The organism is Nocardia yunnanensis, from assembly GCF_003626895.1.
GTDB classification, from domain to species: domain Bacteria; phylum Actinomycetota; class Actinomycetes; order Mycobacteriales; family Mycobacteriaceae; genus Nocardia; species Nocardia yunnanensis.
The window spans coordinates 7,812,390-7,837,544 of record NZ_CP032568.1; the positions used below are offsets into that span (position 1 = coordinate 7,812,390).

Genomic DNA, 25,155 nt, shown 5'->3' on the forward strand with positions numbered 1-25,155 from the left:
CGTGTCTTCGCCTCCGACGAGAGGGTGGAACGATGTGCCGATTGTTCGGGTTGTCGGCCGCGCCGCACCGGGTGCGGGCCACCTTCTGGCTGTTGGAAGCTCCTGACAGCCTGGCCCGGCAAAGTCACCGCGAACCGGACGGCGTGGGGCTGGGCACCTTCACCGCCGCGGGTTCGCCGCTGGTGGAGAAACAGCCGATCGCCGCCTACGAGGACAAGCTGTTCGCACACGAGGCCCGCGACCGGGAATCGCGGACCTTCGTCGCGCACGTGCGATTCGCCTCCACCGGCGGGCTGACCGACCGCAACACCCACCCCTTCGAGCAGCACGGCCGGCTGTTCGCGCACAACGGGGTGATCCACGGGCTCGACGAACTCGAATCCGAACTCGGCGACTATCGGCGACTCGTCCACGGCGACACCGATTCCGAGCGTTTCTTCGCCCTCGTCACCCAGCGCGTCGACCGCCACGGCGGCGATGTCGGGGCGGGTATCGCGGACGCGGTCGGCTGGATCGCCGACCGGCTGCCGATCTACGCGCTCAACCTGATCCTCACCACCGACACCGAACTGTGGGCGCTGCGCTACCCCGAGACCCACGAGCTCTACGTCCTGGAACGCGAGCCGGGCGGCGAGCATGGCCTCGACCATTCCACCGGAACCGGAATCCGCAGCCACAGTGGCGTTCTCGCCGACCGTCCCGCCGTCGTCATCGCCAGCGAGCGAATGGACAGCGATCCGGGCTGGCGGTTGCTGGCGTCGGGTGAACTGCTGCATGTGACGGGGCAGCTGGATGTCAGCTCGACTATCGTGCGAAATTCCCCGCCGCGCCATCAACTGACCCTCGCTCAGCTCGACGCCAACGCCGCCGCCTCCCAGACCGCGCGCTGAACAGCGCTCACGCCTCCCGTGCGGCCCGCGTCAAATCAACAGTGGCCGCACGCAATTCGGCGATCGAGTCGATCGGGGCCAGATACCCGATCCGCGTCACCGCCACCCCGCGCGGCGTGCTGACCCGCAGGTCGAGCCCGTAGCGGTCGGCCCGCTCGCAGACCGCGCCGGTCGCGTCCGGGTAGCCGCCGCGGGCGCGAGCCATGTCCAGCAGCGCGTCGGCGTGATCGTCGTTGAGGTGGCTGATGGCGCGCGCGGCCGAGGGGATGATCGGATCCGCGGTGGCGGCGGCGTATTCGTCGGCGGTGGCCGAATCCATGCGCCCGTATCCGCCGACCCAGCGGGCCCGCTGCACCCGCAGCACCCACACGGTGAAGTCGCTGAAATCGATGTAATGCTTGGCCGACGGCACCGCGGCCAGATGGGCTTCGCGGGCCGCCACGGCTTCCTCGCCGGTGGGTCGTTCGGCGACGCCCGCCAAGGTCAGGCGGGTGCCGGCCAGCGGATCCGAGGGCAGGTCCGGGGCGACGATGGACACGCTGGCCCGCGGATCGCCGGCCAGATTGCGCCCGTGCTCGGCCAGCCGCGACACGCACAGCACCGGCTGTCCCGCCAAGAGACCGTAGGTGACGAAGCTGGCCCAGGGTCCGCCGTCGGCGGTGAGGGTGGCCAGGGTCGCGGTATTCGTCGCCGCCGCAACCGTTCTGGCCTCGTCGGCGGGGGTGGGGCGGGTGGTGATCGCGATCGGGGTCAGCGGCGGGGGAGTCGAGGGCGCGTCGCCCGGGTCGCCGTGGTCGAGAGCCATGAGCCACACGTTACCCGCGCGCTAGGATTTCGAGTGTGCTCGAAGTCCCCACGCAATACCGGCCCACGCACGCCGACGACCTGCCCGCGGCCGGTCTGAGCATCGCGGAAGCCGCGCGCCGCACAGGAGTCAGCGTGCACACCCTGCGCTATTACGAGCGCGCCGGACTTGTGGTCACCGCCATCGACCGCAATGCCGCGGGCCGGCGCCGCTACCACCATCTGGATCTGGAGTGGATCACCGTCTGTACCCGGCTGCGCGCCACCGGAATGCCGATCAAGGCCATCCGGCGCTATGCCGAACTGGTCGCCGCCGGTCACGGCAACGAGGGCGAGCGGCTGGCGTTGATGGAGGCGCATCGCGCCGAGGTGCTGGAGAAATTGGCTGAGCTGCAACAGAATCTGCAGCTCATCGACCACAAGATCGACGTCTATCGGGGGCGGTTGCGGGCCGGTGACGCCGACCGGCTGTGGGCGCCCACCCGCGAGGTCGGCTGAAGCTACCGGCGTTCGACAGCGCATTCGCGGGGAGCGGGCCGGCGCGGCCGGGCGCGCGTTCAGTCGGGCAGGATCGGTACGGAGATTCCCTCGCCGCGCCGCAAAAGCGCTGCCCGCGTGACGGTTCCCGCGCCGAAGCGGTCGCGCAACGCGTCCAGGGTGGTATCGAGCGTCGATTCCGCTCGCGCTTGGAGCGGCAGCGACAGCTGCATGGTGTCGGCATTGTCGAGATTGGTGAGCGACAGCCCGATCAGGGTGAGCCCGCCGCGCTCGTGAATCACCGGACGCGCCGTCGCCAGCAGGGTGCACGCAGCCCGCAGAATGACCTGCCCGCTGTCGGTGGCCTCGGGCAGCGTATGCGAGCGGGTCGCGCGCCCGAAATCATCGAAACGCATGCGCAGCACCACCGTTCGGCACACTCGCCGCGCCGTCCGCAATCGATGCCCGAGCCGATCGGCCAGCCCGTGCAGATAGGCTTCGATCTCCTCGTCGCTGCGGTGCCGCCGCCCCAATGCCCGCTGTGCCCCGATCGATCTGCGCCGCCGCCCGGTATCCACGCGCCGCGGATCCCGCGCCCACGACAGCGCGTGCAGATGCCGCCCGACCGCCGGCCCCACCACCGCCGCCAACGGCTCCTCGCCCAGCTCCGCCAGCTGCCCCACCCGCGTGATGCCCCGGTCGTGCAGTTCCCGCGCGGTCACCTCCCCGACTCCCCACAGCCGCTCCACCGGCAGCGGATGCAGAAACTCCAGCTCCTTTTCCGGCGGAACCTCCAGCAGCCCATCGGGTTTCGACACCGCACTGGCCACCTTGGCCAGAAACTTCGTGCGCGCCACCCCGACGGAAATCGGCAACCCGACCTCCGCCCGCACCCGCGCCCGCAACCGGTGCGCGATATCCACCGGCGCCCCCGCGATCCGCCACAACCCCGCCACGTCCAGAAACGCCTCGTCGATCGAGATCCCCTCCACCTCGGGCGTGGTGTCGCGGAAGATCTCGAACACCTGCTTGCTGGCCTGCGAATAGGCCGCCATCCGCGGCGGCACCACAATCGCGTTCGGGCACAACGCCAGTGCCTGCCGCACATTCATCGGCGTCCGCACCCCGAACGCCTTCGCCTCGTAACTGGCCGCCAACACCACCCCACCGCCGACCAGCACCGGCCGCCCCCGCAACCGCCGATCGTCCCGCTGCTCCACCGAGGCATAGAAGGAGTCCAGGTCGGCATGCAAGATAGCCGCCCGCTCAGGACGGTCACCAATACCCACGGAAGAACCGGACACGAACATATGTTCGCATACCCGTCGGTCTCTTGTCCGGGAGGTCGCGGTTCAGCCACCCGACTCGGTCAGTGCGGCGGGGCGGTCAGGTCGTAGGCGGTCATGTCGCCGAACTTCTGGGTTGCGGTGTAGTGGGCGCGGACCCAGTCGAGGATTTGCTTGTTGCCCGCGGGACGCCAGATGCCTTGCTCGGGATCGACGGGGGCGGCGGGGTCCTTGGGGGTCTTGTCGACTCGCCAGGAGTCGGGCAGCTTGACCTCGGGGACCAGGTAGTAGGAGATCTCGTGGTCGCGGACCAGGTCCTGGAATTGCGGCAGGGTCGGGACCGGGTCGGCGGAGGTGAAGCCGCCGATGGCCAGAACGGAAGTGCGGCTGGCCAATTCGAGGCCGGCGGCGGGGGAGGAGCGGTCGATGGCGGCGGACCAGCGGGTGTGGGTGGCTTGCAGGAGGCCGACCAGTTGGGGATCCACCTGACCGCCGAAGAGCAGTTCGAGTTGTTTGCGGAAGTCGTCGGCCGGGCTCGCCTTCTTCGGGCGGCCCGGTCCCACCACCGGGCTGCCGCCGGTGTGCGACTGCGGCAGGGTCGCCGCGGCGTAGGCGGTCGAACCGGCCAGGCCCGCAAGCACACCCACCACGAGCAGCACAGTGGTCACGCGCCCACGCAGCCGGTCGAGGCGCGCGGCGGGCGGCAACGCCAGCGCCAGCAAGCCCACGGCAGCCACCACGACGGCGGCCAGGACGACCCAGCGCAGCCAGGCCTGCCACTCGGAATTGCGGTGCAGCAGCACGAATCCCCACACCCCGGCGGCCAGAATCAGCGCGGCCCCGCCGATGCGTCCGATCGCGTCGGCCCGTCGCCGCCACGCCTCGAACACTCCCAGCGCGAAGCATGCGGCAATGGCGGGCGCGATGGCCAGCGTGTAGTAGGCGTGCATCCCGGATTTCATCCCCGCGAACAACGCCCCGTCGATGACCGTCCACAGCCCGAACACCAGTGCCGCACCGCGCATCACATCGGTGCGCGGCCGCCGCCCCCGCGACACCAGCACCAGCACGAACGCGACCAGCGCCGCGGGCAGCAGCCACGAGATCTCGAAGCCGATCTCCCCGGTGAACAACCGGTCGGGGCCGTTGCCGAACCCGCCGGGCCCGAACCCGCCCTGCCGGATATCGGCCGGGATCTGGTAGCCCTCAGGCAGATCGAACGGATTGCCGGAATTGCCGCCCATATGGTTCTTGCCCAGGTAGCGAGCGAACCCGTTGTAGCCCAGCACCAGATCCATGAACGTGTTGTCCTTGGACCCCGCCAGATACGGCCGCGAGTCGGCGGGCCACAGAATCGTGAGCACCACATACCAGCCCGAGGCGACGAGCAACGCGCCCAATGCCGCCAGCGAATGCAACAGCCGCCGACGCAGCGAGATCGGCGCGACGATCAGATACGCCAGTCCCAGCGCGGGCAGCACCATCAGACCTTCGAGCATCTTGGCCAGGAACGCGAACCCGAGCGCGACACCGGCCAGCGTGATCCACCGCAGGCTCGCGCGCGGCAGCGCCCGCACCGTGCAGTAGGCGGCCGCGGTCATCAGCAACACCATCACCGCGTCCGGATTGTTGAACCGGAACATCAACGCCACCACCGGCGTCACCGCCAGCACCACACCCGCCAGCAGCCCGGCTCCGCGGCTGCACGTCACCCGCGTCACCGCGCCGTACATCAGCGCGACCGCGCCGACGGCCATGATTGCCTGCGGTGCAAGCATGCTCGCGCTGCTGAAACCGAACAGCTGCCCCGACAATCCCATCACCCATTGCGAGACAGGCGGTTTGTCGACGGTGATGAAGTTGCCCGGATCCAGCGACCCGAACAACAGCGCCTTCCAATTCTGCGACCCGGACCAGGCCGCCGCGGCATAGAAGCCGTTGCCCATCGCATTGACGGTGATGTTCCACAGGTAGGCGGCGGCGGTGCCGACCAGCAGCAGCGCCAGCGCCAGGCGCTCCCAGCGGCGGGCCGGCGGTAGCGCGTCGCCGCGGTCGATCGGCGGAGCGGTCGGTTCGGACGGGGCCAACTCGGCAGTGGTCGCGGTCACCGCCGGGAGTCTGGCGGTCGAGGCGGTGAGAACCCTGGCTCCCGCCTGGGAACTCGCTGTGAACCGCGTCCTCCCTATGCTGGTCGAATGAGCCCAGGTACGGCAGCGCTGGTGCGCATCGACCCCGACCTCGACGCGGTGACCACGATCGGCGACGAAGCCGAGCCGGGTGCGGCCGGGGTGACCCGCGCGGACATCGATGCGATCTGGCAGTCGGTGCAGGAGTGGTATCGCCTGGGCACGACGCCCGCGATTCAGGTGTGCCTGCGCCGACGTGGACATGTCGTGATGAACCGGGCCATCGGCTACGGCTGGGGCAACGCGCCCAAAGACGGCCCCGACGCACCGAAGCAGCTGGTCACGCCGGAGTCGCCGTTCTGCGGATTCTCCACCGCCAAGGGCGTTTCCACGGCGCTGATGTTCATGCTCATCGAACAGGGCGCCTTCGCGTTGACCGATCCGGTGTGCGCCTACATCCCCGAGTTCTCGAGTCATGGCAAGGACCGCATCACCCTCGGCGATGTGCTGTCGCATTCGGCCGGGGTCCCGTTCATCACGCCACCGCACCGCGGCGCGGATCTGGTGCTCGACGAGGAGCTGGCGGTGCGCGGCCTGGTCGATCTGGTCCCGAGCTGGCCGCCCGGCCGCTTCCGCGTCTACCACGCCCTGACCGGCGGCCTGATCCAACGCCTGCTGGTGCGGCGCGCGACCGGGAAATCCATGCGCGAGCACCTGCGTGAACAGGTCCTCGATCCACTCGGGTTCCGCTGGAACAACTTCGGCGTCCGTCCCGAGGACGTCGACGCGGTCGTCCCCAGCGTGAAGGTGGGCCCCGGCCCATCCCCGATCTGGCGGCATGTGGCGGGCCGCGCCCTCGGCGGCGGCCTGTCCGGGCCCACCGACGCGACCGCCGTCCGCGCGTTTCTCACCGCCGAGCTGCCCTCCGGCAATCTCGTCACCACCGCGTTCGAACTCTCGCGTTTCTACGAGATTCTCACTCGCGGCGGCGAACTCGACGGCGTGCGCATCATGGGCCCCGAAACCCTCGCCGCCGCCACCCGGCCCGCCCCCTGGCTGCCCGGCATCGCCGGCCGCGTCTCCGTCGGCGGCTACGAACTGGGCGCGCGCCGTTCGAAGTTCGGCCGCCACACCGAATCCCACTTCGGCCGCAGCGGCCTGACCACCCAGTACGGCTGGTCCGACCGCGCCCGATCCCTCTCGGGCGCGATCCTCACCAGCGGCAAGGCCCAAGCCGACACCGCCCGCCCGGCCCGACTGGTCGCCCAGATCTCGGAGCTCATGCGCTAGACCGGGAACACCTCGTCGGATGACCTGCCGCCCTGGCGAATTCGGGTGGTTAGCGCGCTGCAAGCGGTGCGCACCATCGCGGCGGGCGGCAATATCCCCGACCCCGGCCTGGCTTCACCGCCCTGCGCCCACCCGACAACTCGCCCGTTCCCGGCGTAGTGCGTGCAGCTCACTCGCGCCCGCGAGCAACGCCAGCGACCGCGATTCGATGTCGGCATCACGGACCGTCAGGCGGTCGAGCACCTCGTTCCAGCGGCGCGTCGCACCGAACTCGCCCATCAGCAGCCGCAGCGCGGGAATGCCGTAGCCGGCGCGGCGCAGCTGGTGCACGATGCGGGCGTCGCGCACGTCGGCGGGGGTGTAGACGCGCTCGCCGCGCAGCGCGGTGCGGCCGGGTGTCACCAGTCCCATTGCGTCCCAATGCCGCAGGGTGGAGGTGCGCACGCCGAGGGCCTCGCCCAGCTGCGAGATCGTCATCGAATCCGAACCGCGCACCTCCACGAGCGGCTCGGAGCCGATGTGCCGCACCGCTGTCCGTGTCGCCTCGAGGTCCCGGCGTTCGGCGTCGAGGCGCGCGTGTGCCGCGTCCAGCAGGGCGAGCATGGTAGCGGGGGAGTCGTGGTGGGCGGCGCGCACGATGCGCTTGGCCGCCACCGGGCCGACCCCCGCCGCGAGCGCGCGATAGGCCCGCGCGGCGATGACGTGCGTGTCCCGATAGCGCCGGTAGCCGGTGTCGGTGCGGGTCGCGGGCGGCAGCACCCCGTCGCGCTCGAGATTGCGGATCTGCTGCACGGAGTAGCCGGACCGTTCGGCCACCGCGGCCGTCCGCAGAGAGGCCGAGTTTCGACTTTCGACCACCTGAACTCCTGATTTCACGCGTCAAGTCTCCACTAGCACTTCAAGGTCACGATAGAACACAATGGAAATCGACGAGATCACCGAGTTCATCGAATCCCTGGGCGGCGTGCTGACACTCGCCCCCGGGCCCGGTAGCGACTTCCCCGAGATCGCCTGGGGCGACCGGTTCTTCTACTACGCGCCCGACGGTCAGGTGCCCACCCGCGTCCAGCCCTTCGCCACCCTCGTCACCAAGGACAATCCCGACGACACGTCCTCGAACCTCAACCGCCCCGGCGTCTTCCGGCTCAATATCAGCGCCGGGCGGGAAGCCTTCACCGAACACCTCGGCCACCCTCCGCGCGAGGTCGCCGATCACCGCGGCGACGCCGGCAGGAGCGATACCCTCCTCGCCCACCCGGTCTACGCCGGTGCCGCGTGGCTTGCCGTCGTGAATCCGGGGGCGCGCACCGACGCCGCGGTGAGGCGGCTTCTCGTGTCGGCGCACGCGCGCGCCCGGGCCGCCTACGATCGCCAATCCGGGTGATTGGAAAGGCAACTCCACGCAGGTCAAGCGACGATCCGAGCCGATAGCTTGACGGCCGGTAAGGTATTTCTCTACCGTGCGATGAGACGGCCGGTGCGAGGGGAGGCGTTCGATATGTCGGGTCCGAGCGTGCTGTGGCCGGACACTGCGGTGCCGGCCGATCAGCTGATCATCGATGCGGCCGCGATGGTCGATCTCGAGATCGAGCCGATCCTGACCGCTATCCTCGGGGCCGACGAATATCGGCTGCGCTGCTGGTTCGCCACGCCGGTTCGGCACGCGGCGACGGTGCGCTACCGGCAGGAGGTTTTCGCCGACCTGGGGGATGACGCTGTCCGGAAGGCTTGCGACACATTCGCGAGGGGGATGCGCACGATGCGCCGCCGGATCGACGCCCGTGATCGTGTGCAGCACGAGCATCAGCGGTCCTGGTGGCAGCTCAGCGCTGCCACGGAGTACGTCGACGCCGTCAGACGGTTCGCGGAAGCATTGGCCGTGCTGCCCTTGACTTCTCGCGCACTGAACCAATGGCGCGAGTTTCTCGCGGGCTATATCGACGCTTCCGGTTTCGCGGATCTGACCGCCGCGGTTCGACGGACGCAGCAAGCGCTGAGCGGGGTGCGCTACAGCCTGCGGATCGTCGACCGCACCCTCGAGGTCGGGCCCGCTGAGACAATCCCGGATTACAGCGTGACCATCGCGAATCTGTTCGCGCGCTTCGGCGTCGGTGCCCCGCGCCCGCCACGGCCGCGGTCGGAATGGGACGACATCAACCACATGGAGGAGCAGATCCTCGATCACGTCGCCATGGTGCATCCGCGCGCCTTCCAGCAGCTCACCGAATTCGCCCGCGCGCACGAGCATTTCGTGGACGAGGCAGTGGCGGAGTTCGATCGCGAGATCCAGTTCTATCTGACCTATCTCGACTTCGTAGCCCACGCGAGCGGCACGACACGGGCAATGTGCCTGCCGCAGTTGGCGTCCGGGGATACGCCTGTGCACGCCGAGGACGCATTCGATCTCGCACTGCTGACCCGCCGCCGACCTACCGACACCGAGGTGGTGTGCAATGACTTGCGACTGTCGGGCCCCGAACGGGTGCTGGTGGTGACCGGTCCCAATCAGGGCGGCAAGACGACCTTCGCCCGTGCGTTCGGCCAGTTGGTCTATTTCACCGCGCTCGGCTGCCCCGTTCCGGCCCGTCATGCCTGCCTGCCGCTGGCGGACCGCGTGTTCACCCACTTCGAACGTGCCGAGCAGGCAACCGATCCCGATGGCCGCCTCGGTGAGGAGTTGCTGCGCATCCGGGAGACTTTGGCCGCGGCGACCGCCGACAGCGTGATCATCCTCAACGAGAGTCTCAGCTCCACCAGCAGCGCCGACGCCGTGCGTATCGGTCGTGATGTGCTCGCGCAGATCGTGGCCCGGGGTGCGATCGCGGTGTGGGTGAGCTTCCTCGACGAGCTGGCCCGCACCGGTCCGGCTGCGGTGAGCATGGTCGCCGCCACCGACCCCGACGATCCTGCCCGTCGCACCTTCCGCATCGAGCGCCGCCCCGCCGACGGCAATGCGCACGCGGTGGTGCTCGCCGAACGCTTCGGCCTCAGCTACGACCTCGTGACCGCGAGGATCGCCGCATGCGAGTAAGTCTTCTCCATCCGCCGGACCGTCCGGAGCGCTCGACCAGCAACGGCGACAACACCTTCGACGACCTCGGACTCGCGACACTGTGCGAGGCGGCCGCCGCGGACCCGTTCGTCCGCGGGGCGATCCGCGCGGCGCTGATGGCGCCGACCACGGATCCGGAGGTGATCCGCTATCGGCATGCCGTCCTGGCCGACTGCCGCGCCCATCCTGCCGTCGTGCGCGAGCTGTATCGGATCGCGGCGCTCGCCACCGAGGTGAAACGCCGCAAGGTCGGCCCCGCGCACCGGGCGGGCGGCAGATTGTTGCTCGCGTTGGAGCCGCTCACCGAATTGATCTCGTGTCTGCGGCAACTGCGTGCCGTCTGTGACAGCGACGGTCACCATTTCCGCGCGCCCGGCTTCACCGCGTTGATGAGAGTCGTCGCCACCGACCTCGACGACGGCTACCTGGATGACCTCGAAGCACAGTTGGCCGCAATGGATTTCGACTACGGCGTGCATCTCAGCGCCGGGCTGGGCGCGGGCAACACCGTCAGCGATATCGTGCTGCACGCGCCGCTGCGCCGCCGCCGGTTCGGCTTCGACCGGCGCACCGGTCGCGCATTCCGCGTCACCGACGAGCCCGACCCCGAATTCGACCCCGTCGCGCGCCTGCGCGATCGTGCCGTGTCCGTCATCGCCGATGTCGTCCAGGACGCGGCCGACCACGTGCAGGACTTCTTCCGGCACTTGCGCGGCGAACTCGCCTTCTACCTCGGCTGTCTCGCCCTGCAGGACCGATTCCGCGCCGCCGGACTGCCCGTGTGCCTGCCGACCCCGCACCCGGCCGGTACCCCGCGACTGCGCTGCACCGGGTTGCGCGACGTCACCCTCGCCCTGACTTCCCAGATGCCCGTGATCGGCAACGACATCGATGCCGTCGGCCGCACGCTGATCGTGGTGACCGGCGCCAACAGCGGCGGAAAGTCCACCCTGCTGCGCAGTCTCGGCGCCGCGCAACTGATGATGCAGGCGGGCATGCCCGTCCTGGCCGACAGCTTCGAAGCCGATGTCCGCGCGGGGGTGTTCACGCATTTCGTCGCCGAGGAGGACCGCGGCCTGTCCCACGGCAAACTGGTCGACGAACTGTCCCGCATGAGCCGCATCGTCGACCGCCTCACCCCCAACTCCCTGCTGCTGTGCAACGAATCGTTTTCCTCCACAAGCGAATCCGACGCCACCCGCATCGCCGTCCCCATCCTCTCCGCCCTCCTCTCCACCGGCATCGCCATCGTCTTCGTCACCCACCTCTACGAATTCGCCCACCAACGCCACCGATCCGCCCACCCCACCGACCTCTTCCTCCGCGCCCGCCCCCACCCCGACGGCACCCGCACCTTCCACTTCACCCCCGCCCCACCCGACCCCACCAGCCACGCCGCCGACGTCTTCCACCAAATCTTCGGCCGCCCCCCGCGCGATTGGGGGTCCCGGTAGTAACCGCGCGAGATCCGGCGCTTACGTCGCTACCGCAGATAATTCACCGAGTCGAACGCCTGCGCTGATCTCATATCCCCAGGGCTTACCGCCGGATTCCGGGCGAATGTTCTACCCCCTCAGCCCTCTCGGCTGCCATTGAAGCACCGTCACCGTTCGCGACATCGCCTTCGGTCACCCCGTCCAGGTCGGCCAAGCCCACCTCCCCGGCGTCGAATGGCCCTACCAGCCGGGGAACTGCCCCATCTCCCGCGGCAGCTGGTACCTCGACGGCGCACTCCTGCTCTGCGACGGCTGCGGCACCGACGGCATCAGCCTTCTCACTTGGGACCGCAAGGCCGGCGATGGATGCTTGCTGACGGCGCATGAGGTCCAGGAACTCGTGCCGTTCCGTCGCGCAGCATGCCATGCAAGCGCGTCGGCGCGCCCTTCTGTAAGGTGCTGCTCGATTACTTCATCGGGGGGAAATGCATGGCTATCGCACTGAGCCTTTTTCATCCTCGATCGGCTTCGAGTTCGCGGATTTGGAGGGCGTGAATCGCTTTGGCGAGCTGTCCGGCCTTGTGCGGGCAGCAACGTAGCTTCCGTAGCACTTTCCAGCTCTTGAGCTGTCAGGTATCAGGTTCTTGTGGTGAGAAACCGTTTACCTGGGACTCCACGCCTGTGTCCGGGCAAGTCCCGAAACTCACGAATGCCCGAATCATTCAGGCACACAACAAACTTGGTGAGATCACCTCAGCGCGTGCCGGTCGGTCGTGACGACCTTGCTCTCGCCGGAATCCCGAACGGCTACTTCGAAGGCGATTGGGATACCTTCCAGAACTACGCCATAGTGCGGCGAATGGCTGGCCATGGTTATCGCCACATCGGTACCGGCGCTTCGCTTCTCGGCTTCGACCGTCCCTCCGTACCGACCGTTGATGAAGCGCAAGCAGTGGTCGCCGACCTGGCCTCCTTGTACGGTGCCCCGGACTCCTCCGCCTGGTCGGAGCTCGCGACGGTACTCAGCGAACAGCGGATCCTGCTCATTGGCTACACGGAGGACTTCGCAGACACACTCGACATCTGACTACGGGCTTCCGTGCCTCCCCTCCCGAGCGTCGTTACAAACATCCGCTCACTAGCCGCGTTCAGGGCGGATCGACGTAGGGCGGACCGCGGGCCGACGAAGGTCAACGGGCAGAGAGCTTGTCGGGCTACGGACCGCACAGGTCGCCAGTACGCTGCCGATCGTGGTCGCAGATTGGTACGCGGGATTGTCAGGCCTGGAAGTTGAGCAGGTATGGGTCTGGAGCGGCTGGGTGCGCATCGTGCTGTTCGACCCGGTCCCGCGCGCTGCAGGCGATCCCTGCGTGGATCTCAACGATTTCCAATTCACCGACGCCGAGGGCAACGAATGGGATGTCCGAACCGGGGACGACCCCCGCACGGCAGGCCCAGTCCTGGGTTTGTTGCGATGCCGAGTGGCCACTGCACAGACGGAAGATGAAGTATTGACGCTCGTCTTCGACAACGGCGCACGCATCGTGGGGGACCTTCCCCTGTGATCGCGGACGAGAGACTTGTCAGACCGTCGGCGGGAACGCACTCTCTTGGCTCTTCCCGCTGGGTTCGAATCGGCCAGCTCCGTCCATGACGGCTGTTACCCCAGTTGGGGTGCGGGCACTGGCCCGGACGCAGTATTTGGCTGACACTAACTCTCTGCAGCATCGGCGAGGTTCCATGAAGACTGCTACCGATCGGGACCGGCACCTATGACGGTATTCGCCTGCCTGAAATGCGGGCAGCCACTTACCACCGTTGTCGTGGAGACCGATGTACCTGCGCGTGCCACCCGAGATGAGCAAACCGACTACGGCTACCTCCCCCTCATGGCACAAGGCACCTATGGAATCGATCCCGAACCCGCGGTCCGCTCGAGCAACGGCGAGCATTCCACCGCTAAAACGATCGTCCTGAATCCGGCTGATGTCCGGGGCGTTACCAGACACACCGATCCTTACAGGACCTCCGGCTGCTGCGGCCCCGACGGCGGGCAGGGCCCCAACCTTGTCTGTGAGCAATGCGGACTCGAAGTCGCAACCGAGTCCACCGACTGTTGGACTGTCCCTGCTGTCCGGCTCGAGCCCACAGCCGTGGTGACTCAACAGAATTAGCGGACACCTTCATCGCGACATCTGGACGACGTCCGGCAGCCATCGCACGCGACCGCTCGCCATCAAGAACCGCTTCGACCCCGACAACGTATTCACCGCAACGCCGCTCCCCGCGACACCGTAAAGTGGGGATACGTGCCGAGACATGTTATATCGCAGCAGGTTTCGCATCGCAGTCCTCGAATGCAGAGACTGCGCGCGACCACATCCGCTTGGCAGATCAAGATGAGGCGGGCCGCAATCACCGGTGGGCGAAGAAGCCCGCAACGAACATTGCTCTCCTCCACAATGATGGTGATCGTCGCGATTTCGCTCATCTTGACGTCGGGTTGCGGGACGGATCATGACGAGGATGAGGCGGCCGCGCCGCCGAGCGCAGCCGTGACGGCGAATGTGCAGCTTCCGCCCACCGGAGCCGTCGCGGATTACCAACTCGGCGGGGCCTACCCACCGCCCGCTGGGGTCGGAGTGGTGACTCGGGACAGTACTGCGCAGTCGGCGCCCGGCGTCTACAACATCTGCTATGTCAACGGTTTTCAGAGCCAGCCCGCCGATCGCGAACGCTGGCTGAGCGAACGCCGCGATCTCGTCCTGGTCGACCGTTCCGGCATCCCGATCGCCGACCCGGACTGGCCCGACGAACTGATCCTGGACACCTCGACCGACGCGAAACGCCGCCTGCTGACCGACATCCTCGCACCGACCGTTCGACGGTGCCGCGACGCCGGTTTCCGCGCTGTCGAGTTCGACAACCTCGACTCCTACAGCCGCTCGCGCGGGCAGCTCACGGCGGAAACGAATCTCGACCTCGCCGCGCTGCTGGTGCGGGCAGCGCACGACGAGCATCTCGCCGTCGGACAGAAGAACGCGGCCGAACTGAGCGCCCGCGCCAAGACCCGAGCGGGATTCGACTTCGCCGTCACCGAGGAGTGCTTCCAGTTCCGCGAGTGCGACAGCTATCGAAACGTGTACGGGGACCTCGTGATCGACATCGAATACCCGGACAACCTCAGCACCCCGTTCGACCGGGTATGCACCGACCCGTCCCGAGCAGCCACCACAATCCTTCGAGACCGCAAACTGGTCCCGTACGGCAACGCCGGATACCTCTACCAGCATTGCTGAACGAGCCCGTTCTTGAACTAGCTTCGATCCTGTGAGCGCACAACACGCCAGAGGGGGTCACTTGGAGACGGCGGCGTCGGCCCATACGGCGTAGCCGGCGTTGCTGCAGAGGCCCATGTCGCCTTGGACGAAGAGGTAGCGGAGTTTGAGGTTCAGGACGCCGGTGATGGGGACGGTGATCGTCGGGGATTGGCCGACTGGGATGTTGTCGGAGGTGTAGATGAGGTTGTCGTCGGCGTAGACCTCGAAGCGGACGACGGATTTGGTGTCGTGGCCGTCGCTGAGGCCGATGACCGCGGTGAATTGGTTCCATTTGCGGCCGAGGTTGAAGACGTGGTTGGCGTCGGCGTTGCAGCCGCCGATGCGGCCGGCGATCGAATGGGGGTAGGTCGTTCCGTTGACGTCGGAGGTGCCGACGTACCACGAGGTGGTGCCGATGATGTCGGCGAGGAACTGTTTGGCGGGTACGGGTGTTGTGGACGGCGTCGTCGTCACCGTGGTCGTGGTGGTGGTCGTCGGGGCGGCGGTGGGGAGCGCCGCGGTGGTGGTCGGGACGGCGGGCGATGCCGCGCCGGGGCCGCTTTTCCATGGCGCCCAGGCCAGTACGGCGACGAGGACGCCGACCGCGCCGACCGCGAGCGTGGCCAGCGCGACCCGCATCGCGCCTCGATGCCGGCGTTGCGCGCCGGGCTCGTCCTCGCCGTGCGGTGCGCCCGCCTGCCGGGCGTGCGGACTGCCCTGCGACAGATTCATCGTGCCCGACAGACCGCCGGTGATATGGATCGAGGTATGCGCCGCATCGGTATTCGCCGGTGGTTGGTGTGAGTTCCACTCCGCCACCCGATTCCCCTGCGCGGTGAGCCGCAGCGTCGGGTGCCCGTCGCGCTCCCCCTTGTCCGCCAGCCGATCATCGATCAGCGACTGCGCCGCCTCGACCAGTTCGTGCTGCGTGATCGGCGCGGCCCGCCACCCGGCCTGCGCCGCAACGGCTCCCGGCGACGGCGTCACCTCCTCCCGATGAGCCGTCGTCTCGGCCCGCAGCCACGCCAGCAGCGCGCCCCGCACCTGTTCCCGACGTCCTGCCATATCGGACACGCCAGTTCCCCCTCACGGAAGTCGACGGCCTCCAATCCTGGCCCACGCCAACCTCCGCGGCCATGAAATCGGCCCCTGGAACTCACCTAGAATTCCGGTCGGTTTGCCCAGCTGAAGCGCCCTGTCGGGTCAGGAGCGCCAGCGCTTGCCGCGCGCCGTGGGCGGGGACGCGCGGCGGGTGCGGCTTGCCTCGAGGGCCTGGGATCCGGCGGGGGTGATCCGCAGTGCGGGTGGTTGACCAGGTGGGGTGGTGCTGGTTACCAGGCCCTGCCGCATCAGGGTCCAGGCGGCGTCGAGAAGTTCTCGCGGGGAGATCGGTCCTGATTGCCAATCGGATTGGGCGGCAATGATCTCCGGGGCGGGCGTGGAACCGGAGTAATGGGACTGAGATTCGACGTAGAGCCAGGTCAGCAGGGCGTCGCAGATTCCTTCTCGGCGCTGGTCGGCATCGGGCACGCGGGTCCCCCTCATGGAAAGTCGGCGGCTTTCCATGGTGGCGGACTCGCGTGGCGCGTGATGTCGGAACCGGCGGAAAAAGATCCGTTTGGCAGAGATTGTCAGATGCCGCTGGGGAAAGTCAGGGTCATCAGGCCCGGCCAGGTTTCCGACCAGGGCCGCTTGGGGTTGTGGCAGATGTAGACGGTGACGAGGCGTTCGAGGCCGGGAAGACCGTTGGGGTCGTTGATTTTCCGGTATTCGATGGTGGAGTCGAATTGGGCGAGGAATTCCTTGTCGCCCACACCGTCGACGGAGAGGTAGACGATGGTGCGCGCGGAGTCCGGGGGCGGGCCGAAGTAGCCGAAACCACGGTTGGGGCTGTAGACCGGCGGCAGGTGGTAGTCGCGGCCGAATTCCTCGAGGGCGCTGGCCTGCACGTAGGCAGCGGCGACCACCGCGGTGCCGGCGCGCTCGGGTTCGGGGAGGCTGTGGACCGCGTCGTTCACCGCGGAGGTGAAGGTGGTGTAACCGTCGGGGCCGAACCAGGATTCGCGCATCCAGTACTGGGCCTGGTTGGTGATGGGGCTCGAGATCAGACTCTTCGGCAGCGGGATCGCGATCATCCACGCGGTGAACAGCACCGCCGACACCACCGCCACCGCGTTGACCAGCCGTCGGGTCAGGCGTTTGACCTCGACGGTGCCCAAAGCGAACGCGCCCGCGCCCAGCAGCGCGGGCCAGAACCCGGCGACGTAGTAGGACCGGCCGTTCTCGACAAGAACCACCGCGACCAGCAGCAGCCCGGCGATCAGCGCGAAACGATAGGGCCGCAACGCTTCCAGCCGCACCAGCCCCCACAGCCCGAGCGCGCTGAGCAGCCCGCCGAGCAGCCCGCACTGGATGGCGATCTCGACCGCGCAGATCAACGGCCCGGTGTTGGCGGCGTGCTGCTCCTGCGAAATGATCTCGGTCATCTGGGATTCCACCCAGCCGTGCCGCGACTGCCACACGATGCCCGGAATCATGGCGACCACCATGATCAGCGTGCCGACATACAGCGCCGGCCGCCGCAGCACCTCGCGCGGCCCGGCCACCAGCACGCCGAGACCGAGCATCGCCCACACCCCCGGCACCATCCATTTGGCCTGGAACGCCAGCGCGGCCGCCGCACCCGCGGCGATCAGCAGCCAGTCCTGGCGGGTGCGCGCCCACCGGATCAGCAGGAAGACGATCAACGCCTGCAAGGGGATGTCGAAGGTGAGCGTGATCAGCTGCACCTGGTCGAAGGCCAGCGGCGAGACGGCGTAGGCCAGGGCGGCGAGGATCTGATACCGCGGCCTCGCACCGAGTTCGCGGGCGGTGGCCCCGGCCAGGATGGCGGCGGCGGCCATCAACGCCAGCGCGGGAATCCGCAGCGCCAGTACCGAACCCGGCGCCACCAGATCGGTCACATGCGCCACGAACGGCGCGAGCGGACCCTGGTCCGGATACGCCCAGGCCAGCCGGCGACCCGCCGCCAGGAAATACAGCTCGTCCCCGAAGTAGTTGATCCGAGCCGCCGCGATGCCCATCACGGCCGCGAACCCGAAGGACACGGCCAGCACGCCCTTCCAGGCGAACGGCACCGGTTCGGCGACCGGGTCGGCGACCTCGGGCCGCAGCGCCGCGTCGGTGGTAGACATCCTGTTTGCCCTCCCGAAAACCACGAAAAGACGCCGGGCAGAACCGAATGTCGGCAGTGCCGGGCGTCGATCAGGTCAGCAGACTAACCGGTATTTCACATTTGAGCGCCCCGGTCGTTTCCGGGGCTTGCCCCGCACGCGCCGATAGCGTGCGATGGACGCACCCTGCGCGCCATGACCCCCGCCGCCGCGCCGGTAGGATCGGGATATGACCGAGCGCAAGCCGCCCGGAATGCCCTTCGAATCATGGATCGACAAACAGGTGCGCGAGGCCGCCGAGCGCGGCGAATTCGACAACCTGAAGGGTGCGGGCCAACCCATTCCCCCCGGCGCCACCGACGAGAACTCTTGGCTGCGAAGCTATCTGAAGCGCGAAGGCGCAACCGCCGACGCCCTCCTGCCCGAGGCGATCATCCTGCGCCGCGAACGCGAACGCATCCACGACACCGTCCGCGACCTCCACTCCGAACGCGAAGTCCGTGCCCTCGTCACCGCCCTCAACGAACGCATAGTCGACTACCTCCGCATGCCCACCGGCCCCCACGTCTCGCTCGGTCCCGTGAAAACCGACGAGGTAGTCGCCACCTGGCGCACCCACCGCGAGAAAGCCCGGGCCGCCCGCACTCCAGCCGCCGCGCCCCACCGACCACGGGTCGAACGGCCTTGGTGGCGAAGGCTTTTCGGCTAGTTCGCCCTCGCACGGAGAGTCACCGGACTGTCAGGTGGCCAGTTGGGATTCGCAGGCGGACCAGGCAGCGGGACTCAGGTGCGGGCGGACGCGGGTGAAGAGGTCGAGGAGGGGCGGGCCGTAGCGGTCGGCTAGTTCGCTGTTGTGCGCCAGGACATCCAGTTCGTTGGCGACGGTGAGTTCCAGGAAGGCTCGGAATTCGGTGGGCGTGGGCTCGAATTCGCGGCCGGTGAATCGGTCGCGGAACACCGGCTGGCTCGCGTCGATGCGGGGGTAGACGGCGGAGCGGTCGCAGCAGGCGTAGAGGTAGATCTGGGATTCGGACACCGGGCCGACCAGGTCCACCACCGTTGCGCGATCGGAGAGGTCGACCAGGGACTGGTCGAAGCCGTCGGTGCCGTAGACGGCATGCGCCAGGCCGGCGAGCCGGAGGTCGGGGGTGTGGCCCCAGGCGGCGAGGGTGTCGGCGACCCGCCGGAGGTGGGCCAGGAGGGTGCCGCCGGGGTGGTCGATGGTGTCCGCACCCCGATCCCGCAGGAACCGCTCGACGCGGGCCCTGCGGGAGGCGAGGGAGTCGTGATCGTTCACCGTTTCAGTGTCGCGCGCGAATCGCGGTCCGCGGCAGTTCCGTTCGCCACTTCCCGCGACCGGCTCAGCCGCGCTGGTGGCCGCGCAGCACGGTCGAGGCGGCCGAGGCCGCGAGCGACAGCGCGGCGAGCCCGCCGAAGGCCACGTGGTAGCCGGTCACCGGCGCCCACCCGGATGCCGTTGCGCGCGAGAGGATCACGGCGACCAGCGCCACGGCGAGCGCACCCCCGACCCGTTGCAGGATGTTGACCAGGGCGGTCGCATCCGGCAGCTGCTCGTGGCGGACGGCGGCGTAGGCGGACGAGACCAGGGGCATCGCCCCGACCGCGGTCGCCAGACCGGCGGCGAACAGCAGCAATTGGACGACGAGGCCGTTGACGTCGACGGGCAGGAACGCCAGCGGCAGCACGGTGAGCGCGATCGCGAGATTGCCGATCACCGCGACCCGGCCGCCGCCGAACCGATCGGTGAGCCGTCCGCCCAGCGGCAGCATGATGATCCCGCCGAGCCCGTAGGCGAGCAGATCCAGTCCGGTGCGGATGATGCCGGTGCCGTGCAGGACCTGAAAGTACAAGGGCAGCAACACCATCAGTCCGAACATCGCACCACCGGCGAAGAAGCACGCGGTGGTGGCGGCCCGGAACCCGCGGTTGGCGAACAGGCGGATGTCCAGCAGCGGCCGAGCCTCTCGCAGGGCGCGGACGACGAACGCTCCCAGCCCCGGCACCCCGAGCACCAGCGGCAGCCACACCGACAGCGACCCGAACGATCCGGTCGACCCGACCTCCGACAGCCCGTACACGATCGCGGACACGCCGCCGCCGGCCAGCACCAGTCCCAGCACGTCCAGCCGCTGCACCGGCACGCCCCCGGTACGGGGCAGATACCGCAGTCCGGCCGCCAGCCCGACAAGTCCGAACGGAATGTTGATCAGGAACAGCCATTCCCAGCTCCAGTGCGCCAGCATGAGCCCGCCGATGGTCGGCCCGATGGCGGGCGCGCCCACCACGGCGATGCCGACCACGCCCATGACCCGGCCCATGCGCTGCGGTCCGGCCGCCTGCCCGAGGATGGTCTGTCCGGCGGGAATCATGAGCCCGGCGGCCAGACCTTGCAGGATGCGCAGCGCGATCAGCCAGCTCGCGGTCGGCGCGAACGCGCAGGCGGTCGAGGCCACGGTGAAGGCGATCAGCGCCCCCATCCACAGTCGCGTCACGCCCACCCGGCGGGCCAGCCAGCCGCACACGGTCAGCGAAACCCCCAGGGCCAGCAGGTATCCGCTGGCTACCCATTGGATGGTGGCCAGCGACGCCCCCAGATCGGCCCCGATGGTGTGCAGCCCGATATTGACCAGCGACGTGTCGAGCATCCCCATGACCGCGCCGAACACGACGACGGCGGCGGTGCGCCAGACGTGCGCGGGGATCTTGTCGGAGTCGAGGCTGGATGTCTGTGTGTCCGAACGCGTTTGCGTCATCGGACCTCTCCTTCAGTTGTTGATGAGTGACTCAATTGCAGAGAGTAGCAATGATTGAGTAGCTCAACAATAGATATAATCAGCAGGTGACCGACGAACCGCCCGCCGCCGACCAGTTCCACCCCTCCGGCCTGCTGCGACACCCCACCTACGCCCTGGGCAAGTTGCACAAGGGCATCCACGCCAAGCTCGAAACGCCGCTGCGCGAGCACTGGGTGCTGACCTACCTGGCCGAGCGCGCGGAGGTCTCGCAGCAGGAGATGGCCAATGCCATGGAGATCGACCGCAGCGAGGTCGTGCGCCTCATCGACTCCCTGGAGAAGGCCGGACTGGTCACCCGCACCCGCGACCCCGAGGACCGCCGGAAATACCGTCTGGCTATCACCGCCGCCGGCGAGCGACTGCGCGCGCAGACCGATATCAAGATCCTCGAAGCCACCGATGTCCTGCTGGCCCGGCTCACCCCGGCGGAACGGCAAACGCTGCACCGGCTTTCGCTCAAGGCCCTCGGCTTCGACAGCGACGAGATCTGACCCACACCCCGGCCCGACACCAGCGCGGCGGGTACGGTGTACGCACCGAAAAGGCGACCGGCTAGGATCGAGGCCGTGCCCTCTCGTCCTCGCCTACCTCGCCTGCCCCAGCTCAACCCTCCCCTGGATGCCCGCCGCGGCTACTCCCAGCAGGAGATTCTCGGTGAATTGCGCCGCCTGATCCTGGAGGGCAACCTGCCACCGGGCACCGGCCTGCCGCTGGGCGAGATCGCGCGCATGTTCACCGTGAGCGCGATCCCGGTGCGCGAGTCGCTGCAGACGCTCATCGGCGAGGGCCTGGTCGAGCATCGCCCCAACTTCGGCTACCAGGTCACCATGCTGACCTCCGAGGAGCTCCGCGAGCTCTACGTGGTGCGCGAGCGCCTGGAGTCGGTGGCGATGGCCGCGGCCGTGCACAACGCCACCGAGGCCGATCATCAACTGGCCCGCGACATTCACGCCCGCCTCGAGCAGGCGGTGCTGACCGAGGACGCGGTCGCCTATCACCGCGAGACCCGCAATTTCCATCTCGCCCTGGTGCGCCCCTCGGGCATGCCGCGCGTGGTGCACATGCTCGAATACGCCTGGAACATCACCGAACCGGTGCAGCCCATGGTGCACGTGTCGACCATGGACCGCGTGGTGCTGCACGCCGATCACAGCAAGCAGTTGCAAGCCTTCCTCGTCAGGGATGCTGAAGGTTTGCTGTCGGCCAGCGAGGGCCATCACGCCCGCCTCAGCGGTGTCCTGGCACACCTACCCACCGACACCGGTTTGTTCGCCGAACCCGCAGGTGAAGAAGATATATAACCCCCGAGCCAGGGGCTTGTGAACATATACGGTTCCAGCAACCCCGAAGCGGCGTCCGTTCGATAGCGTGGACCCATGCGGATCCGGGTCATCAATCCCAACACCACCGCCGCGATGACGGCCCTCATCGGGGAGAGCGCGCGTCTGGTCGCGGCCCCCGGCACGATCGTCGACGCCGTCAACCCCGCCATGGGCCCGGCCTCCATCGAGAGCCACTACGACGAGGCGCTGTCGGTGCCCGGCCTGCTCGCCGAGATCGCCAAGGGCGAGGCCGAGGGCGTGGACGGCTACGTCATCGCCTGCTTCGGCGATCCGGGTCTGGACGCGGCGCGCGAGCTGGCGCGCGGACCGGTGATCGGCATCGCGGAGGCGGCCATGCAGTCGGCCAGCCATCTGGGCCGCCGTTTCAGTGTGGTCACCACCCTGGCCCGCACCGCCGGCCGCGCCTGGGAGCTGGCGGAACGCTATGGCATGGAACGCTTCTGCGCGAACGTGCACGCCTGCGAGATCCCGGTGCTCGAACTCGAGGATCCCAAGGCCCGCCGGGTGATCGCCGACGCCTGCCGCGAGGCCGTGGCCGCCGACGGCTCGGACGCGGTCGTGCTGGGCTGCGCGGGCATGGCGGATCTGTGTGAATTCCTGACCGACGAGGTCGGGGTACCCGTGGTCGACGGCGTCGCCGCCGCCACGCTGACCGTGCAATCGCTGGTCACCATGAAGTTGCGTAAGTCCGGCCGCGGGGAATTCGCGGCCCCACTACCGAAGACGTACGTGGGATTGCTCGCCGATTTCGGCATCGAGAACAAGGAGGCGCAGGCGTGACGCTGCCACCGGAGACATTGCACGGGATCGAATCCCGTGTGCAGGCTGTGGATTCGGAGCTGGTCCGGCTCTACCCGGGCGACCGGCCCGGCCAGCCGATCCACACCGCGTACGTGTCCGGCGCGGACGCCTCCGTCGACACCCCGCGCGAATGGGGTTCGGCCGCACTGGAACTCGCCGAGGCCCAGCGTGAGCTGCTGGTCGAACTGGCCGGGGAAGACGTCGTGGCAAGGGTTTTCGAGACCCTGCGCGAGCGGCCCATCCAGGACCTGCGCTTCGACTTCGAGGACGGCTACGGCACCCGCGGCGACGACATCGAGGACGCCGCGGCCCTCAATGCGGGTGCGGTGCTCAAAGCCCTTCCCGCCGAGGTGCGTTCGCGCGGCATCCGCACCAAGGGCCTGACCACCCTGGAGTGGGCGCGCGCCCTCCGCACCCTGGAGAAGGTCCTCGAGGGCGCGGGCGGTGTGCCGGAGGGCTTCGTGTTCACCGTGCCCAAGATCCGCCACGTCGAGCAGGCCGACCTCACCGTGCGGGTGTGCGAGGCCCTCGAGCAGGCGCACGGCCTGCCCGCCGGAGCGCTGAACTTCGAGCTGCAGATCGAGTCCCCGCAGGCCATCGTCGCCGCCGACGGCAGCTCCCCGGTGTCGCAGCTGATCCAGCGCTCGGCCGGACGCTGCACCGGATTGCACTACGGCACTTACGATTACAGCGCCGCGCTGGGCATCGCCCCGACGTTCCAGTCGCTCGAGCATCCGGTCGCCGATCACGCCAAGGCCGTCATGCAGGCCGCCGCGGCCACCACCGGCGTGTGGGTGTGCGACGGTTCCACCCAGGTGCTGCCGCTCGGCACCGACGCGGAGGTGCGCGCGGCGGTGTCGCGGCACTTCCGCCTGGTCACCCGCTCGCTCGAGCGCGGCTACTACCAGGGCTGGGACATGGGCGCCGGGCACCTGGTCACCCGCTGGCTGGCCACCTTCGCCTTCTTCCGCGCGGGCCTGGGTGTCGCCGCCCCGCGCATCGGCCGCTACCTGGACCGCCAGGGCGGCGCGGTGATGGACGAGCCCGCCACCGCGCAGGCGCTGGCGACCGTGGTGCTGCGCGGCCTGGAATGCGGCGCCTTCGATCCCGCCGATGTCACCGCCATCGCCCCCAAAGCCTCTGTCGATGTACTGAATCAATTGCGAGAAAGGAAGATTCCGGCGCTATGAGCGACGACTTCACGCTGCTTCCGGACCTGGCCGTGCGCACCCTGGGTGGCGCCGTGCTGTGGGCCAACGACGAGTCCTTCGCCGAGCGCGAGAACCTCATCCGCCCCGAGGCGGCCACCTACTCCCCCGCCACCTTCGGCCACAAGGGCCAGGTGTACGACGGCTGGGAGACCCGCCGCCGCCGCGGTGACAACGGCGACCACCCGGCCGGCGACGACTGCGATTCGGCCATCATCCGCCTGGGCGTGCCCGGCGTGATCAAGGGCGTGGTCGTGGACACCGCCTGGTTCAAGGGCAACTACCCGCCCGAGGTGTCGGTGGAAGCCATTGCGGTGGAAGGCCATCCGTCGACCGACGAGCTGGTCGCCGCCGAGGGCTGGACCACCATCGTGGAGCGCGCCAAGGTGAACGGCGACTCGGCCAACCCGTTCGAGGTGGATTCGCCCAAGCGCTGGACCCACGTGCGGCTGCGCATGTTCCCCGACGGCGGCATCGCCCGGCTGCGCGTGCACGGCATCGCCAAGCCGGAACTGTCGTGGCTGGAATCGGGCCCGTTCGATCTGGCCGCGATCGAGAACGGCGGCCTGGTCGCCGACTGCTCGAACCGCTTCTACTCGCACCCGCAGAACGTGCTGATGCCCGGTCGCGCCGCCAGCATGGGCGACGGCTGGGAGACCGCGCGCCGCCGCGACAAGAACACCAACGACTGGGTGCTGGTGCAGCTGGCCGCCGAGGGCGTCATCACCGCCGCGGAGATCGACACCTCGTACTTCCTGTTCAACAGCCCCGGCGCGGGTTCGCTGACCGGTATTCGCGCCGACGGCACCGAGGTGGAGCTGCTGGGCCGCACCGCGCTGCAGCCCGACACCCGCCACCGCTTCCTGATCGACGCCGGCGAGGCGGTCGTGCGGGTGCGGCTGGACGCGTTCCCCGACGGCGGCCTGGCGCGGCTGCGCCTGTTCGGCACCCTCACCGACGAGGCCCGCGCGCGCCTGCGCGCCGAGCTGGAAAATGACCTGGCGTGATCGGTCAGGGCCCGGAGGAGGCAGCCTGCGTAACCACGCAGGGCCCCCGAGCACGCCATAAAAGGATTGAGCCATGAGTTTCCTGAGTCAACCCCTATGCGGCGATTGGCTGTTTTTCGGGCTCGT

24 protein-coding genes are annotated in these 25,155 nt (G+C 68.5%); 15 read left to right on the top strand and 9 right to left on the bottom strand.

Annotated features, from left to right (window positions below; translation table 11 throughout):
- Positions 1-32 precede the first annotated feature (32 nt).
- Positions 33-890 carry a class II glutamine amidotransferase gene (locus tag D7D52_RS36875; RefSeq protein WP_120743564.1) on the top strand — a complete coding sequence of 286 codons (858 nt, stop codon included), beginning with the start codon at positions 33-35 and terminating at the stop codon, positions 888-890.
- A gap of 7 nt (positions 891-897) precedes the next feature.
- Here the strand turns inward: D7D52_RS36875 and D7D52_RS36880 are convergent, their stop codons facing one another.
- Positions 898-1,695, bottom strand: coding sequence for a HugZ family pyridoxamine 5'-phosphate oxidase (locus D7D52_RS36880; protein WP_120743565.1), 798 nt, complete (start codon positions 1,693-1,695; stop codon positions 898-900).
- A 35-nt stretch (positions 1,696-1,730) separates the two neighbouring features.
- Between D7D52_RS36880 and D7D52_RS36885 the strand changes: the two genes are divergently transcribed.
- Positions 1,731-2,192 carry a MerR family transcriptional regulator gene (locus D7D52_RS36885; protein WP_162958845.1) on the top strand — a complete coding sequence of 154 codons (462 nt, stop codon included), beginning with the start codon at positions 1,731-1,733 and terminating at the stop codon, positions 2,190-2,192.
- Positions 2,193-2,251: 59 nt separating this feature from the next.
- On the opposite strand, the gene dinB is transcribed toward D7D52_RS36885, so the two are convergent.
- Positions 2,252-3,481: a DNA polymerase IV gene (gene dinB / locus D7D52_RS36890; RefSeq protein WP_187703083.1), complete on the bottom strand. Its 1,230-nt coding sequence runs from the start codon at positions 3,479-3,481 to the stop codon at positions 2,252-2,254.
- Between the two features lie 59 nt (positions 3,482-3,540).
- Positions 3,541-5,565 carry an ArnT family glycosyltransferase gene (locus D7D52_RS36895; RefSeq protein ID WP_425464595.1) on the bottom strand — a complete coding sequence of 675 codons (2,025 nt, stop codon included), beginning with the start codon at positions 5,563-5,565 and terminating at the stop codon, positions 3,541-3,543.
- 87 nt (positions 5,566-5,652) lie between these two features.
- Here D7D52_RS36895 and D7D52_RS36900 point away from each other — a divergent pair, with 87 nt between their 5' ends.
- Positions 5,653-6,873: a serine hydrolase domain-containing protein gene (locus D7D52_RS36900; RefSeq protein ID WP_120743566.1), complete on the top strand. Its 1,221-nt coding sequence runs from the start codon at positions 5,653-5,655 to the stop codon at positions 6,871-6,873.
- Positions 6,874-6,987: 114 nt separating this feature from the next.
- Here D7D52_RS36900 and D7D52_RS36905 read toward each other — a convergent pair whose 3' ends face one another.
- Positions 6,988-7,731 (bottom strand): MerR family transcriptional regulator, encoded by a 744-nt coding sequence (locus tag D7D52_RS36905; protein ID WP_222932752.1) that lies wholly within the window; start codon positions 7,729-7,731, stop codon positions 6,988-6,990.
- A 61-nt stretch (positions 7,732-7,792) separates the two neighbouring features.
- Between D7D52_RS36905 and D7D52_RS36910 the strand changes: the two genes are divergently transcribed.
- The 6 genes from D7D52_RS36910 (at position 7,793) to D7D52_RS36945 (ending at position 14,660) form a co-directional block, all read left to right on the top strand.
- Positions 7,793-8,257: a DUF6194 family protein gene (locus D7D52_RS36910; RefSeq protein WP_120743567.1), complete on the top strand. Its 465-nt coding sequence runs from the start codon at positions 7,793-7,795 to the stop codon at positions 8,255-8,257.
- A 114-nt stretch (positions 8,258-8,371) separates the two neighbouring features.
- Positions 8,372-9,904 carry a MutS-related protein gene (locus D7D52_RS36915; RefSeq protein WP_162958846.1) on the top strand — a complete coding sequence of 511 codons (1,533 nt, stop codon included), beginning with the start codon at positions 8,372-8,374 and terminating at the stop codon, positions 9,902-9,904.
- A complete protein-coding gene (locus tag D7D52_RS36920) occupies positions 9,895-11,379 on the top strand; it encodes a MutS-related protein (RefSeq protein WP_120743569.1) in 1,485 nt (494 codons plus the stop codon). The genes D7D52_RS36915 and D7D52_RS36920 overlap by 10 nt, the downstream gene beginning before the upstream one ends.
- Positions 11,380-12,121: 742 nt before the next feature.
- Complete coding sequence (locus tag D7D52_RS36935; RefSeq protein ID WP_120743571.1) at positions 12,122-12,448, top strand: hypothetical protein; 327 nt, start codon at positions 12,122-12,124, stop codon at positions 12,446-12,448.
- A gap of 163 nt (positions 12,449-12,611) precedes the next feature.
- Positions 12,612-12,926, top strand: a complete 315-nt coding sequence (locus tag D7D52_RS36940; RefSeq protein WP_120743572.1) for a hypothetical protein — start codon at positions 12,612-12,614, stop codon at positions 12,924-12,926.
- 900 nt (positions 12,927-13,826) lie between these two features.
- Positions 13,827-14,660 (top strand): endo alpha-1,4 polygalactosaminidase, encoded by an 834-nt coding sequence (locus tag D7D52_RS36945; RefSeq protein ID WP_281279244.1) that lies wholly within the window; start codon positions 13,827-13,829, stop codon positions 14,658-14,660.
- 57 nt (positions 14,661-14,717) lie between these two features.
- Here the strand turns inward: D7D52_RS36945 and D7D52_RS36950 are convergent, their stop codons facing one another.
- The 3 genes from D7D52_RS36950 to D7D52_RS36955 all read right to left on the bottom strand — a co-directional run bounded on the left by D7D52_RS36950 (position 14,718) and on the right by D7D52_RS36955 (position 17,875).
- Positions 14,718-15,746: an NPCBM/NEW2 domain-containing protein gene (locus D7D52_RS36950; protein WP_162958847.1), complete on the bottom strand. Its 1,029-nt coding sequence runs from the start codon at positions 15,744-15,746 to the stop codon at positions 14,718-14,720.
- 138 nt (positions 15,747-15,884) lie between these two features.
- Complete coding sequence (locus D7D52_RS38425; RefSeq protein WP_162958848.1) at positions 15,885-16,211, bottom strand: hypothetical protein; 327 nt, start codon at positions 16,209-16,211, stop codon at positions 15,885-15,887.
- A gap of 101 nt (positions 16,212-16,312) precedes the next feature.
- The gene (locus D7D52_RS36955; RefSeq protein ID WP_120743575.1) at positions 16,313-17,875 is read right to left on the bottom strand and encodes a glycosyltransferase family 39 protein; all 1,563 of its coding nucleotides are present in this window, start codon (positions 17,873-17,875) and stop codon (positions 16,313-16,315) included.
- A 208-nt stretch (positions 17,876-18,083) separates the two neighbouring features.
- Here D7D52_RS36955 and D7D52_RS36960 point away from each other — a divergent pair, with 208 nt between their 5' ends.
- Positions 18,084-18,563, top strand: a complete 480-nt coding sequence (locus tag D7D52_RS36960; protein WP_120743576.1) for a DnaJ family domain-containing protein — start codon at positions 18,084-18,086, stop codon at positions 18,561-18,563.
- A 30-nt stretch (positions 18,564-18,593) separates the two neighbouring features.
- On the opposite strand, the gene D7D52_RS36965 is transcribed toward D7D52_RS36960, so the two are convergent.
- Positions 18,594-19,151, bottom strand: a complete 558-nt coding sequence (locus D7D52_RS36965) for a DUF6817 domain-containing protein (protein ID WP_120743577.1) — start codon at positions 19,149-19,151, stop codon at positions 18,594-18,596.
- A gap of 64 nt (positions 19,152-19,215) precedes the next feature.
- Entirely contained in the window at positions 19,216-20,628 is a 1,413-nt protein-coding gene (locus D7D52_RS36970) for a DHA2 family efflux MFS transporter permease subunit (RefSeq protein ID WP_120743578.1), read from the bottom strand.
- An 86-nt stretch (positions 20,629-20,714) separates the two neighbouring features.
- Between D7D52_RS36970 and D7D52_RS36975 the strand changes: the two genes are divergently transcribed.
- The 5 genes from D7D52_RS36975 (at position 20,715) to alc (ending at position 25,029) form a co-directional block, all read left to right on the top strand.
- Entirely contained in the window at positions 20,715-21,161 is a 447-nt protein-coding gene (locus D7D52_RS36975; RefSeq protein WP_120743579.1) for a MarR family winged helix-turn-helix transcriptional regulator, read from the top strand.
- 75 nt (positions 21,162-21,236) lie between these two features.
- Complete coding sequence (locus D7D52_RS36980; protein WP_120743580.1) at positions 21,237-21,971, top strand: GntR family transcriptional regulator; 735 nt, start codon at positions 21,237-21,239, stop codon at positions 21,969-21,971.
- 75 nt (positions 21,972-22,046) lie between these two features.
- Positions 22,047-22,793 (top strand): aspartate/glutamate racemase family protein, encoded by a 747-nt coding sequence (locus D7D52_RS36985; RefSeq protein WP_120743581.1) that lies wholly within the window; start codon positions 22,047-22,049, stop codon positions 22,791-22,793.
- A complete protein-coding gene (locus D7D52_RS36990) occupies positions 22,790-24,004 on the top strand; it encodes a DUF6986 family protein (RefSeq protein WP_120743582.1) in 1,215 nt (404 codons plus the stop codon). The genes D7D52_RS36985 and D7D52_RS36990 overlap by 4 nt, the downstream gene beginning before the upstream one ends.
- Positions 24,001-25,029, top strand: coding sequence for an allantoicase (alc, locus tag D7D52_RS36995; RefSeq protein WP_120743583.1), 1,029 nt, complete (start codon positions 24,001-24,003; stop codon positions 25,027-25,029). The genes D7D52_RS36990 and alc overlap by 4 nt, the downstream gene beginning before the upstream one ends.
- Positions 25,030-25,155: the final 126 nt, after the last annotated feature.

Coding starts and splice junctions, on each gene's coding strand:
- D7D52_RS36950 (WP_162958847.1), bottom strand. CDS start 15,746: ATGGCAGGACGTCGGGAACAGGTGCGGGGCGCGCTGCTGGCGTGGCTG.
- D7D52_RS36985 (WP_120743581.1), top strand. CDS start 22,047: ATGCGGATCCGGGTCATCAATCCCAACACCACCGCCGCGATGACGGCC.
- D7D52_RS36915 (WP_162958846.1), top strand. CDS start 8,372: ATGTCGGGTCCGAGCGTGCTGTGGCCGGACACTGCGGTGCCGGCCGAT.
- D7D52_RS36920 (WP_120743569.1), top strand. CDS start 9,895: ATGCGAGTAAGTCTTCTCCATCCGCCGGACCGTCCGGAGCGCTCGACC.
- D7D52_RS36945 (WP_281279244.1), top strand. CDS start 13,827: ATGGTGATCGTCGCGATTTCGCTCATCTTGACGTCGGGTTGCGGGACG.
- D7D52_RS36970 (WP_120743578.1), bottom strand. CDS start 20,628: ATGACGCAAACGCGTTCGGACACACAGACATCCAGCCTCGACTCCGAC.
- D7D52_RS36960 (WP_120743576.1), top strand. CDS start 18,084: ATGACCGAGCGCAAGCCGCCCGGAATGCCCTTCGAATCATGGATCGAC.
- D7D52_RS36875 (WP_120743564.1), top strand. CDS start 33: ATGTGCCGATTGTTCGGGTTGTCGGCCGCGCCGCACCGGGTGCGGGCC.
- D7D52_RS36900 (WP_120743566.1), top strand. CDS start 5,653: ATGAGCCCAGGTACGGCAGCGCTGGTGCGCATCGACCCCGACCTCGAC.
- alc (WP_120743583.1), top strand. CDS start 24,001: ATGAGCGACGACTTCACGCTGCTTCCGGACCTGGCCGTGCGCACCCTG.
- dinB (WP_187703083.1), bottom strand. CDS start 3,481: ATGTTCGTGTCCGGTTCTTCCGTGGGTATTGGTGACCGTCCTGAGCGG.
- D7D52_RS36955 (WP_120743575.1), bottom strand. CDS start 17,875: ATGTCTACCACCGACGCGGCGCTGCGGCCCGAGGTCGCCGACCCGGTC.
- D7D52_RS36910 (WP_120743567.1), top strand. CDS start 7,793: ATGGAAATCGACGAGATCACCGAGTTCATCGAATCCCTGGGCGGCGTG.
- D7D52_RS36880 (WP_120743565.1), bottom strand. CDS start 1,695: ATGGCTCTCGACCACGGCGACCCGGGCGACGCGCCCTCGACTCCCCCG.